At 39.8% G+C, this 11,843-nt stretch carries 12 protein-coding genes; 8 read left to right on the top strand and 4 right to left on the bottom strand.

Going from position 1 to position 11,843, the window contains the following annotated elements:
- The 3 genes from CK510_RS17740 to CK510_RS17730 all read left to right on the top strand — a co-directional run.
- On the top strand, nucleotides 1-269 hold a 269-nt coding region (locus CK510_RS17740; protein ID WP_245912196.1), incomplete at its 5' end, for a sensor histidine kinase.
- A 54-nt stretch (nucleotides 270-323) separates the two neighbouring features.
- Nucleotides 324-962: a response regulator gene (locus tag CK510_RS17735; RefSeq protein WP_095722968.1), complete on the top strand. Its 639-nt coding sequence runs from the start codon at nucleotides 324-326 to the stop codon at nucleotides 960-962.
- Between the two features lie 73 nt (nucleotides 963-1,035).
- Nucleotides 1,036-2,130 carry a nucleotidyltransferase domain-containing protein gene (locus CK510_RS17730; RefSeq protein ID WP_095722967.1) on the top strand — a complete coding sequence of 365 codons (1,095 nt, stop codon included), beginning with the start codon at nucleotides 1,036-1,038 and terminating at the stop codon, nucleotides 2,128-2,130.
- A gap of 88 nt (nucleotides 2,131-2,218) precedes the next feature.
- Here CK510_RS17730 and CK510_RS17725 read toward each other — a convergent pair whose 3' ends face one another.
- The 3 genes from CK510_RS17725 to CK510_RS17715 all read right to left on the bottom strand — a co-directional run bounded on the left by CK510_RS17725 (nucleotide 2,219) and on the right by CK510_RS17715 (nucleotide 4,770).
- Nucleotides 2,219-2,515, bottom strand: a complete 297-nt coding sequence (locus CK510_RS17725) for a hypothetical protein (protein WP_095722966.1) — start codon at nucleotides 2,513-2,515, stop codon at nucleotides 2,219-2,221.
- A gap of 197 nt (nucleotides 2,516-2,712) precedes the next feature.
- A complete protein-coding gene (gene bchI, locus CK510_RS17720) occupies nucleotides 2,713-3,831 on the bottom strand; it encodes a magnesium chelatase ATPase subunit I (protein ID WP_095722965.1) in 1,119 nt (372 codons plus the stop codon).
- 537 nt (nucleotides 3,832-4,368) lie between these two features.
- Nucleotides 4,369-4,770 carry an ArsR/SmtB family transcription factor gene (locus CK510_RS17715; RefSeq protein ID WP_095722964.1) on the bottom strand — a complete coding sequence of 134 codons (402 nt, stop codon included), beginning with the start codon at nucleotides 4,768-4,770 and terminating at the stop codon, nucleotides 4,369-4,371.
- A 126-nt stretch (nucleotides 4,771-4,896) separates the two neighbouring features.
- On the opposite strand from CK510_RS17715, the gene CK510_RS17710 reads away from it, so the two are divergent.
- The 5 genes from CK510_RS17710 to CK510_RS17690 all read left to right on the top strand — a co-directional run bounded on the left by CK510_RS17710 (nucleotide 4,897) and on the right by CK510_RS17690 (nucleotide 10,767).
- Complete coding sequence (locus CK510_RS17710; protein ID WP_095722963.1) at nucleotides 4,897-7,338, top strand: heavy metal translocating P-type ATPase; 2,442 nt, start codon at nucleotides 4,897-4,899, stop codon at nucleotides 7,336-7,338.
- A 505-nt stretch (nucleotides 7,339-7,843) separates the two neighbouring features.
- Nucleotides 7,844-8,656 carry a creatininase family protein gene (locus CK510_RS17705; protein ID WP_095722962.1) on the top strand — a complete coding sequence of 271 codons (813 nt, stop codon included), beginning with the start codon at nucleotides 7,844-7,846 and terminating at the stop codon, nucleotides 8,654-8,656.
- 65 nt (nucleotides 8,657-8,721) lie between these two features.
- Entirely contained in the window at nucleotides 8,722-9,327 is a 606-nt protein-coding gene (locus tag CK510_RS17700) for a vWA domain-containing protein (protein ID WP_095722969.1), read from the top strand.
- A gap of 117 nt (nucleotides 9,328-9,444) precedes the next feature.
- Nucleotides 9,445-10,050: a vWA domain-containing protein gene (locus CK510_RS17695; protein ID WP_095722961.1), complete on the top strand. Its 606-nt coding sequence runs from the start codon at nucleotides 9,445-9,447 to the stop codon at nucleotides 10,048-10,050.
- Between the two features lie 282 nt (nucleotides 10,051-10,332).
- Complete coding sequence (locus CK510_RS17690; protein WP_095722960.1) at nucleotides 10,333-10,767, top strand: salt stress protein, Slr1339 family; 435 nt, start codon at nucleotides 10,333-10,335, stop codon at nucleotides 10,765-10,767.
- Nucleotides 10,768-10,981: 214 nt separating this feature from the next.
- On the opposite strand, the gene CK510_RS17685 is transcribed toward CK510_RS17690, so the two are convergent.
- The gene (locus CK510_RS17685) at nucleotides 10,982-11,644 is read right to left on the bottom strand and encodes an S-layer homology domain-containing protein (RefSeq protein WP_095722959.1); all 663 of its coding nucleotides are present in this window, start codon (nucleotides 11,642-11,644) and stop codon (nucleotides 10,982-10,984) included.
- Nucleotides 11,645-11,843: the final 199 nt, after the last annotated feature.

The following is an 11,843-nucleotide window of genomic DNA, read 5'->3' as shown; positions in this document are numbered from 1 at the left end:
AAGTTGCTATTTACCGAATTATTCAGGAATCTTTGACGAATATTTGTAAACACTCATCAGCGACGGAAGTGAAAATTCAGATTCAAATAGAAACTAATCTCATGTTAATTATTCAAGATAATGGTAAAGGATTTAAAATCAATCAAAATACAACAGGTTTTGGCTTACAAAGTATGTGCGATCGCGCTCTTGCTGTTGGGGGTAATCTCAATATTGAAACTACACCAAATGGGGGATGTAAAATTATTGTTACCGTTCCTCTAAATTAAAAGATGCAATGTATCGCGTCTTTACAAATCTAAAATCTAAAATCCAAAATCAATATGATTCGTTTATTACTAGTTGACGATGAAAGTTTAATTCGTCGTGGACTCAAAGCATTACTCAAATTAGAAGCAGATTTAGAAATAGTCGGAGAAGGAGAAAATGGGATTGATGCGATCGCACAAGTCGAAAAACTACAACCAGATGTTGTTTTGATGGATATCCGAATGCCAATTATGGATGGTGTTGCTGCTACTCGCCAAATTTGTCAGCAATTTAGCAACACAAAAATTCTCGTATTTACCACCTTTGCCGATGAAGATTATGTAGCCCAAGCATTACGTTATGGTGCTGCGGGATACTTGCTCAAAGATACCCCTTCGGAAGAACTTGCCCAAGCTATCCGCATGGTACACAAAGGATACACCCAACTGGGACCAGGAATAGGGAAAGTTATGGAGCAAATTCCCGTTATTTCCAAGTCCACTCCTCCTGGTTGGGATGAATTGACACCTAGAGAACTCGATATTTTGAAATTAATTGCTAAGGGAGCTAGTAATCGTGAAATTGCCGAAACTCTATATATTGCTGAAAAAACCGTTAAAAATAATGTTACCCGAATTTTGGATCGGCTCAATTTACGCGATCGCACTCAAGCTGCAATCATTGCTAGTTCTTTGTTAGGTGTAGATAATTAATGTTGTTTCGGAGTGGAGTATAACAAAAAGATGGATACTGTTTTATTTGGAAGTTCCTTAATAAAATTAAATTATGAAACGTATTGAAGTTGAAAGTCGCGCCATTTTTATCGGTTTAGCAGGTAGCCACGGTTATGGTTTAAGTCGTCCTGAATCAGATTATGATTACCGAGGGGTATTTATTGCGCCAAAGGAATACTATCTTGGTTTTAGTAATATCGAGCAAAAGGATAGCGGTTGGGATAAAGAACCGGGAATGTTTCCATTTTTGGATGGAAATCAAGATACTGTCATATATGAATTGCGAAAAATAATTAATTTACTGTCGGGTGCAAACCCAAATGTATTAGAGTTACTGTGGTTAAATCAATACCCGTATTTAACTGAGGTTGGGAAAAAGTTAATTAGTAATCGCAAATTGTTTTTGAGTAAAAAAGTTAAGCATACATATTCTGGTTATGCTTTTGCTCAAATCAAAAAAATGGAAAGTCATCGCAAGTGGTTATTAAATCCTCCTCAGTCTAAACCAATTCCGGCGGATTTTGGGATAGAGAATGAAGAACCTCTTGCTAAGGAAGAAGTTAATGCATTTCTGGAATATTTATATTTATTAATTCGCGGACGAATTGAGTTTTTGGAAGAATCTGAGCAGTTATATAAATTACTAACGGCAGATATTGATTTTAAAGGAGTTCTCAAGCAATATACTTTGCCCGATGAGACTTTAGCATATTCTCAAGAAATGACTTTTGGACGCAAGGATTTTATTCGCTTACTGCAAAAAAGCCAAAGTTATCAAAATGCATCACGGGAATGGAATGCTTACCAAGCTTGGCAGCAGAACCGTAATCCTGCGAGGGCTGAGATGGAACGTAAATCAGGGTTTGACTTGAAACATGGGATGCATTGCATTCGTTTGTTACGTAGCGGTTTAGAAATTTTAAGGTCGGGAAATATAATTGTAGATAGAAGAGATGCCGGTGATGCGGAAGATTTGAGAGCGATTATTAGGGGTGAATATTCCTATGAAAAGGTGACGAAAATGGCAGATGATTTAGTTGAGGAAATGGATAAGGTGTACCAAGAATCAACTTTACCAAATCGACCAGATTTAGAACAGATTAATAATTTATGTATTGAGTTGGTTGAAATGCAAGGTTGGGTATAATTATTAGTTGTTAATAGTTGGAAGTTCATTATTTCAAAATTCTAACTCTTAACTTCTAACTCCTAACTCCTAATTCCTAACTCAATAATTAATGCTGCAAAATATCAGCAAACCCGTATAAACTCGTAATCAATAAAAGTAATGCGGTGATTTGAGTAGCGCGATTTTCGTGTGAGGGGATAATAGCTTCCCGTACTAAAATAGAAATTGCAGAACCGAATACCAAACTCAATCCCAGCACCATGTATGCCTTATCTTTCGGTAATAATATCGAAACAGCTATACTCGCGATCGCAATTATCAACATCAGTAATTCGATAAATCGAGGTGGGTTATACTGACTTGCTAAAATGAATGTGTGAAACCAAAAACGTAGACTTTGCATATTTTTTATTTTGTAAAAGCACAATATTTATTGACGTATTGTAGAGATGAGATATATCACGTCTTTCTATATTCAATCTATATTCAATCTATATTCAATGAAAATACACGTTCCTGTATCTGGAATATTTGGAAAATATTTGGAAAGGGAGACGCGATGTATCGCGTCTCTACATTAGGTACATTCGGTTTTTGTAATTACCTGGTTCCTGCTTTTATTCCTGTACCGTTTTTAGCTGTTGTATCTTCGGGTACTTCAACATCAAAAAGACGACAGAAGACTTTCTCGACTTTATAGCCAGAATCGATTGATTCCAGGGGGTCTTTACGCAAACGGTGACGCAAACACAGTGTAATTACGCGGTGAATATCGTTAATTGTTACTTCTGTACGTCCTTCATAAGCTGCGATCGCTTTGGCGGCACGGTTGGTCACAATGTCACCACGCAACCCATCTACATCAAGTTCTGAACATACTTCTGAGATTTTTACCCGCAAGTCGTAATCAAGGTTAACCGAAGGAAGTAAATTCTGGGCACTGATAATACGCTGCTGCAACTCATCTTGCTGTTGTTGGTACTTCACTAAAAAGGGTTTAGGTTCTTGGTCAAATTCCGAACGCTGTTCGACAATTTGTACCCGTAGTGCTGGTTCTTTTACCGTGCGAATTTCCGCGTGCATCCCGAAGCGATCGAGTAATTGCGGACGTAACTCCCCTTCTTCGGGGTTTCCAGAACCAACTAATACAAATCGTGCTGGATGACGAATCGAAATACCTTCCCGTTCTACCGTATTCCAACCGCTAGCTGCCGAGTCGAGGAGTACGTCAACCAAGTGGTCATCCAACAAGTTAACCTCATCGACGTAGAGAATACCCCTATTAGCTTTGGCTAGTAAACCCGGTTCAAAGGCTTTTACACCTTCCGACAAAGCCTTTTCAATATCAATTGTGCCGCAAACCCGGTCTTCAGTGGCTCCCAAAGGCAAATCCACCATTTGCACCTTACGCTGAACAACATTGGGGCTTTCCCCTTGTTGTACCATGTTGCGAACCTCATCACCCATTAATTCGGGGTCGCTGGGGTCACTATTGAACGGGTCATTTTCCACCACCGAGATTTCTGGTAGTAAGTCAGCTAAAGCTCGGATAGTTGTAGATTTACCCGTACCGCGATCGCCCATAATCATTACACCACCAATCTTCGGATCGATGGTATTCAACAGCAATGCCAGCTTCATTTCTTCCTGACCGACGATTGCTGTAAATGGGAAAACAACGCGACGCGCATTTGCTGTAGATTGAGCAGTTGAACTCACTAAAATTACCTTTAACAATATTTTCTTATTAGAGAACTCCACATAAAGAAATGCTCTTCGGTCATTCTGAGGAACGAAGAATCTCGTACAGATGCTTCGTTCCTCAGCATGACAACACAGGATCATTTATTTTGTGGCTTACTCTTACCGTATTTAATTGTGCCACAACCAGGGAACGGGGAATAGAAAGTTAGGAATTAATGCTGTTTTGATCGACAGCAATTTCATCAAGTATAATTACCGTCGCTTCCTGTTAAATTATGCTTCTGAGAATGTATAGTACAGATGTGAGGCTCCTGCTAGGCTGTTGACTTTGATCGAATTTTGACGCTTTTAGCTCATAGAACTTTGGTGTCCTCTCTTGTTCCCAGCCTCTGGCTGGGAACGCTATTTGCGAGGAACCCTACCTCGATTGAGGAGGCGGGAGCCTCCCTATATGAGTTCCCACGCAGAGCATGGGAACCAGTTCGACCTTCTCGACATGATTTTAGTATGAATTTATATGACCCAAAAATGCACAAAGTCAACAGCCTAGGCTCATGCTGTTTCTGCTAAATGTTCTGCTAAAGAACTATATAAGTTGATAACATGACTATCAACCAAACTATAATAGACATTTCGACCTTCTCGACGATAGCTGACTAAACGCATGACTTTCAATAACCGCAGTTGATGACAAACTGCTGATTCCGACATTTTCGTTAACGCAGCTAAATCGCAAACACACAGTTCTTGCTTTGCCAAAGCTGACAACAGACGTAGACGGTTTGGATCTGCTAGCACTCCAAAGATTTCTGCCATCTCCTGCGCTTTCTCTGTTGCTAATATTTGTGACTGAGCAGAGCGGACGTTCTCTAAGTGTACCAGATGGTCATCACAGTTAGGCGCATCAGTATTTTGTACCAGGTCTTTTTCTGATTTGGAAGTGGGTTTGTTCATCCTGGTGGGGTTTGAGGGAATGGGAATTAATCTTCATGTTAACAAAAATTACATTTACAAACAACTGAGCAGTTGTTCAACTATTTAAGTATAATTTTAATTGCTAACCTTATAATTAAAATTACTATGACTCAAGCGCCCTCCTTGAAAACGCAGCAAATACAGGTTGGTGGAATGGACTGCGGAAGTTGTGCTAAAACGATTGAAGTCAGCTTGCTTGCATTGCCTGGTGTTACGGAAGCTTCGGTTAGTTTTGCCACTGAGAAGGTCAAGGTGTCCTATGATGCCGACGAAGTTACTGAGAAGGCGATTTTTGACCGGATAAAAGGTTTGGGTTATACGATTGACCTAACTTCCCTTGCTAGGAAGGGGGAGTTAGATTTAGAAGAAAAGTTAGTAACATTGCAAGCAAAAATTGGTGGGATGGATTGCGGAGGCTGTGCAAAAACGGTTGAGGCTGGTTTACAACAGTTGCCGGGAGTTACTGATATAAATGTCGTATTTGCAACTGAAACTTTGCGACTATCTTACGATCGCAATTTTGTAAGTGAGACGGCAATTTTCGACCGGATTAAGTCTTTGGGTTATACAGTGGAATCCCTTCATGGAGAACATTCCCACCATCATTCCCATCATCCTGATTCATGCTCCCACGAACATCAACCAAAGAAAACTCCAAAAACCAATTTTACTGATTGGAAATTTTGGATTCACAATCGTCGGGGGCAAAGTGTAATTTTAGCAGGATTGGGGTTAGTACTGGGATTGGTGACGCAGCAACTGGGATTATCCATTTGGATATCACGGGCTTTTTTCGGTGTGGGAATTATTGTAGCTGGATATGCGATCGCACGGGCTGGTTTAATGGAATTGCGTTTGCGTCGCGCAGACATGAACCTGTTGATGACGATTTCGGTAATAGGTGCGGTAATTTTGGGTGATTGGTTTGAAGCTGCATTGGTTGTGTTTTTATTCTCATTGGGGACAACATTACAAATTTTTACCTTCAGTCGTACCCGCAACGCCATTAGTAGTTTAATGGATATTACCCCAACTACGGCAACTGTTAAACGCGATCGCAATGAGGTGACGGTGCGGGTTGAAGAAATTCAAATTGGGGAAATCCTGACAATGCGTCCCGGACAACGGGTAGCTCTCGATGGCGTGGTAATATCGGGGAATTCGGCAATTGACCAATCAGCAATTACGGGGGAATCGATTCCCGAAGATAAAGAAATCGGTTCTAAGGTGTTTGCGGGAACCTTAAATCAAACTGGATTTTTGGAGGTTCAAGTCACTCACACATCTGCTGACACAACGGTTACAAAAATTATTCACTTGGTGGAAGAAGCTCAATCAAGTCGGGCACCAACTCAACAATGGGTAGATAAGTTTGCAGAGATATATACACCTATTGTCATAGTTACTGCGATCGCTCTAACGTTAATTCCAACTTTAGTATTTTCCCAACCCTTCAGTGTCTGGTTATACCGAGCATTAGTATTATTAGTAATTGCTTGTCCATGTGCTTTGGTAATTTCAACTCCAGTTTCCATTGTTAGCGCGATTGGTGCGGCGACCCGTCAAGGAGTATTATTTAAAGGTGGGAATGGCTTGGAAACGGCTGGTAAGTTAAAGAGTCTCGCTTTTGATAAAACGGGAACTTTAACCCAAGGTTTACCGATAGTGCAACAGGTTTACGAATTGGCAGACATTAGTGCAAGTTCAATATTATTAATTGCCGCTTCTTTAGAACAACAATCAGAACATCCTTTAGGAAAAGCGATTGTTACACATGCGAAAGAACAGGGAATTGAGTTAGAAACTCCCCTTAATTTTACAGCTTATCCTGGTAAAGGTATTGCGGCAAAATTTGGTGAAAATTTATACTTCGTTGGCAATAAACGCTTATTTGCTGACCAGAATATTACTATTAATAACTCTGCCGAATCCGTTTTGGTGGACATTGAAAAACTCGGTCAAACCCCTATTTTAATTGGTAGCAATCGGGGGATATTCGGAATCATCGCTGCTGCTGATGGTTTGCGTTTAGAAGCATCGGAAACCGTACACTTATTAAAACGACAAGGATTAAAACACCTAGTCATGTTAACAGGCGATCGCACTCAAGTAGCAAAGCAAATTGCTCAACAACTGCACCTATCTGAGTATAAAGCCGAACTTTTACCAGAAGATAAACTTCGGGAAATTCAAGCATTGCGACGATTTGGGGCTGTGGGGATGGTCGGCGATGGTATAAACGATGCTCCAGCATTAGCAGCAGCCGATATCAGCTTTGCGGTGGGTGGTATCGATATAGCGGTGGAAACAGCAGATGTGGTATTAGTAGGTAGCGATTTAAGAAAACTCGCCTACGCAGTTGATTTGAGTCGTCATACCGTATCAGTGATTCAGCAAAATGTCATATTTTCGTTGGTAACAAAAGCCATATTTTTACTTTTGGGGACATTCGGATTTGTGGGATTAGCGATCGCAGTTTTGGCAGATATGGGAACCTCTCTACTTGTCACAGCTAATGGAATGCGGTTATTTAGGTTCAAAATTTGAGAAATATCAAAAAATGGTTTTTGGGTAATTGTTCATCTTATTTTTTCACCACAATTCTCAAAGCCTTAGAGGGTGTTTATAAAATAATTCTTAAGCCCCAAAAGCCTCAATTTGTCATGCTGTTGGCGAAGCCTTCCCGTAGGGTACGTAGCGCTAGCGCAGTGAAGCATCTCTAGACTACGGCGCAAACCCTAGATTCCTCGTTCCTCAGAATGACATAATTTTATTTATAAACACCATCTTAGGGAACACCAATAAATCTTCCACAATTGTAGGGGTAGGGTCTCCCTACCCTTCACGTGATAGTGTTGGTAAAATGCTGGAAAATTTATTTCTTGGTATTCCCTAAGGTATACTGCAAACGGGTAAAATCTGAACTTCTGTCATACTGAGGAACGTTCGCGTAGCGTGTCCCCTTAGGACTCAGTATCTTCAATATTTCCGCGCTTGTTAAAAGTAAAGTTCTAACCCGCTTTTAGTATACTTGAAACTAGGGTAAATATTTATGCATAACTTTATTCCCCCATCGCGTTTTTTCCCTTACCTGACATGGACTGAGATTGAAGCTATGCCAGATAAGGAAAATGTTGTCATTATCCAACCTGCTGGAGCAATAGAACAACATGGTCCCCATTTACCAATTATTGTAGACTCTGCAATCGGGATGGGAGTATTGGGAAAAGCCTTGGAAAAACTAGATGCTAGTATTCCCGCTTATGCAATGCCATCACTGTACTATGGTAAATCTAACGAACATTGGCATTTTCCTGGAACAATTACCTTAAGTACAGAAACACTTTCGGCAATGTTAATGGAAGTGGGTGATAGTTTATACCGTTCTGGATTTAGAAAATTAGTATTCATGAATTCCCACGGGGGACAACCGCAAGTAATGCAGATGGTAGCGCGGGATTTGCATATTAAGTATAGTGATTTGATGGTGTTTCCATTATTTACATGGCGTGTGCCGCATATTACCAAAGAATTGTTAACACCGAAGGAAGCGCAATTGGGAATGCACGCTGGAGATGCGGAAACCAGCATTATTTTAGCACTTTTGCCAGACCAAGTAAAAATGGAACGTGCGATCGCAGAATATCCACCAGAACAACCGGAGGGTAGTTTGCTAACACCGGAAGGTAAGTTACCATTTGCTTGGGCAACCAGGGATTTGAGTAAAAGCGGCGTGATTGGGGATGCTACCACAGCAACAAGGGAGAAGGGTTTACAGATTTTAGAATCAGTTTCTGATGGTTGGGTAATGGCAATTAAAGATATTTATGCTTTTCGTCAACCTCAATCCGATAGAGAATGTTAACTAGCAAATCCAAAGGTTACACTAGTACCGCAAGGTGACTACCTCAAAAGGAAAAGATGACAGATATGACAAGCGATCGCGATTACACTCTAATTATTGACAAAAGTGGCAGTATGTCCACACCAGACCAAGCTGGTGGTAGAAGTCGTTGGGAAATAGCCCAGGAATCTACACTCGCATTGGCAAGAAAATGCGAACAATTCGACCCTGATGGGATTACGGTTTATCTATTTTCCGGCAAACATAAGCGTTATGATGAGGTTACATCTGCAAAAGTAGCGCAAATATTTTTAGAAAATGACCCAGCCGGAACTACGAATTTAGCAGGGGTTTTACTACATGCGCTCGATAATTATTTCCAGCGTAAAGCTGCGGGGAAAACCAAAACAAACGGTGAAACTATTCTGGTTGTAACAGATGGCGAACCTGATGATAGAAAAGCTGTATTTGAAGTTATCATTAATGCAACCCGTCAAATGGAACGGGATGAAGAATTAGCAATTTCGCTTATTCAAGTTGGTTCAGATGCACAAGCAAGCAAATTTCTGAAAGCATTAGATGACCAATTGACAGGTGTTGGGGCAAAGTTTGATATTTGCGACACTATTACACTTGATGACATGGAAGATATGACTCTTGCAGAAATATTAACGAATGCAATTAATGATTAGTAGAGACGACCCGATGGGTCGTCTATTCTTGTTATTAATTAATTAATTAATTGTTCATTATCCATTGCAATTTATGAAATATAATCTTCCCCAATAACCTTGAAAAGGAGAAAAATAGTGTTAGAAAATCGCGATTATACTCTAATTATTGATAAAAGTGGTAGCATGGCAACCCCCGACCAAAAAGGTGGTAAAAATCGTTGGTATGCGGCACAAGAATCAACATTTGCACTGGCAAGTAAATGCGAACAACTTGACTCAGACGGAATTACTGTATATCTTTTTTCCGGTAAATTTAAGCGCTACGATAATGTCACTTCCAGTAAAGTATCACAAATTTTTATGGAAAATGACCCTTCGGGAACTACCGATTTAGCTGCTGTCTTAAAAAACGCTACAGATAATTATTTTGAGCGCAAAAATGCCGGACAAACAAAGCCCAATGGCGAGACAATTTTAGTTGTAACCGATGGTGAACCAGACGATCGCAAAGCTGTAATGCGGGTAATTATTGAAGCTTCACGGAAAATGGATCGGGATGAAGAGTTAGCGATTTCATTTATTCAGGTTGGTACAGATGCCCAAGCGACACGTTTTTTAAAAGTATTGGATGATGAGTTGCAAAGTGCTGGTGCAAAATTTGATATTTGCGACACAATTACAATGGATGATATGGAAGATATGAGTTTATCGGAAATTCTTCTGAATGCAATTAATGATTAGTTGATAAATGTTGAGACGTGATATCTCGTATCGCGTCTTCAAGAATATATTATTTTGCTAATTACCTTTTATACTACGAACGGCTTAAGACCATGTTTGAAAAGTTTGGGAAGGTATAATTTGTCATTCTGAGTGGAGTTTTAGGGAACGCGAATGTGCCTACCCCTTAGCAAGAGAACAGGCTTAAGAATATTAGTTTTCTTTCTATGGTATTCCCTAGGTTTTTCATGATTTTTATTTAAAATTTTTCGATTAATCATTAACTTCTAACAATTAACTAAAATGGACGAAATTGATAAATTACTCAAAGATTTAAAGCAAGAATATTCTGAAAATAAGCCGAAAACCCAGCAACCAAATCCACTTTCCGTAAAACCGAATAGTTTTAGCACTTCTAATTCTTCAAAAACTCCTCAATCAAATTCTGGAGTTGATAAACTACTCGATGATGTGAAAGCTGATTTCCAGCAGAAAGATTTAGCAAAAGAATTACAGCGACAGGAAGAAATAGAAGCAGAAAATAAACGTCAAGAAGAAATTAAATTAAAGCAAAAACAGACTTTAGAAAAACAAGCTAAAACATGGTTAGAACAACTAGAGCCATTATCTCAGGAAGGACTTTGGTTTGAGAAATTTGCTGAAGGATATCCTTCAAACTTGGAAGCTGCAATTGAATATTTACAAGGTTTAGAAACTGATACCAATTCTTTGTGTTAGCGAAGCTTGCCAGAAGGGCTAGCTGCATAGAATTTTTCCCCACTCTATAGACGCGGAGCGGCTACCTTTGGAAGGGGAGCAACGCTCAAGTAATTAGCGATCGCACAACAAACACTATTGTCAAGCAAAGTGGTAATAATTACACAATTAATAGCGGGAACCGTGTTACCTTGAACAGTTCAGCAAAGTTGCCCTCTGCCTTTCTTCGGTAAAACTACATTGGTGCTACTTCTGGAACAATAGGAGTATCAGGTTGTTTTTGCTGGCGTTGTAAATATCGGCTCAGTAAATATGCTACATCACCCCGTGTCATGGGCTTCAACGGTAAGAGATTGCCTTGATTATCGGGAGTAATAAAACCTTCAGAAATTACTGTTGCGATCGCTTTTCTTGCCCATGTGGGAATTGACTTTTGATCGGAGTATGGAGCCAGTATTTCACTCACTGTATCGTCGGGGAACTGAAATACACCATATGCTTGGGCAAAAATTGCGATCGCTTCTGCCCTTGTTACTTGTTGATTGGGGAAAAATAGGTTATCCCGATATCCTCGCATAATTCCTGTTTTCAGGATTGTCTGAATATCATTAAAAGCCCAATGGTTCGCTGGAACGTCAGCAACAGTGATATTTTCTTTGGGTAAATTTTGACGTTTATTGAGATGAAATGCTTTCACCATAATCACAGCTAATTCTGCCCGACTAATCATTCTTTCTGGGTAAAATTTGCCATCAGCAAAGTTTCGCATCAAGTTCGCTGCAATCACCTGTGCAATCGGGTCAGAATTTTGTGCAGCCACTGGAATATCAGTATAAATACTAATAAGTGATGCTTGTAATAGTACAACTAAAGATAGACTGCTGAAAATTTGACGCATGACTATACCCAATTTCAATCGTTAATATATTTAACAATTACCTTCATAAATTTATGACTAACTCGGAATGAGTTCGTTCCTGAGAAAGACTTAAAACAATTCGCAATTCGCAATTCGTAATTCGCAATTATGTTTTGTAACGGAGAGAAGTTTGTGGGGACGGAATACGACACACAAAACTACCCTAGCCCTTTCTAGG

It is taken from the genome of Brunnivagina elsteri CCALA 953, from assembly GCF_002289455.1.
GTDB lineage: Bacteria > Cyanobacteriota > Cyanobacteriia > Cyanobacteriales > Nostocaceae > Brunnivagina > Brunnivagina elsteri.
The sequence above is the reverse complement of the archived record's forward strand: the minus strand, read 5'-3'. Positions and strand labels throughout refer to the sequence as shown.

Coding starts and splice junctions, on each gene's coding strand:
- CK510_RS17735 (WP_095722968.1), top strand. CDS start 324: ATGATTCGTTTATTACTAGTTGACGATGAAAGTTTAATTCGTCGTGGA.
- CK510_RS17730 (WP_095722967.1), top strand. CDS start 1,036: ATGAAACGTATTGAAGTTGAAAGTCGCGCCATTTTTATCGGTTTAGCA.
- CK510_RS17725 (WP_095722966.1), bottom strand. CDS start 2,515: ATGCAAAGTCTACGTTTTTGGTTTCACACATTCATTTTAGCAAGTCAG.
- CK510_RS17715 (WP_095722964.1), bottom strand. CDS start 4,770: ATGAACAAACCCACTTCCAAATCAGAAAAAGACCTGGTACAAAATACT.
- CK510_RS17710 (WP_095722963.1), top strand. CDS start 4,897: ATGACTCAAGCGCCCTCCTTGAAAACGCAGCAAATACAGGTTGGTGGA.
- CK510_RS17705 (WP_095722962.1), top strand. CDS start 7,844: ATGCATAACTTTATTCCCCCATCGCGTTTTTTCCCTTACCTGACATGG.
- CK510_RS17700 (WP_095722969.1), top strand. CDS start 8,722: ATGACAAGCGATCGCGATTACACTCTAATTATTGACAAAAGTGGCAGT.
- CK510_RS17690 (WP_095722960.1), top strand. CDS start 10,333: ATGGACGAAATTGATAAATTACTCAAAGATTTAAAGCAAGAATATTCT.
- CK510_RS17685 (WP_095722959.1), bottom strand. CDS start 11,644: ATGCGTCAAATTTTCAGCAGTCTATCTTTAGTTGTACTATTACAAGCA.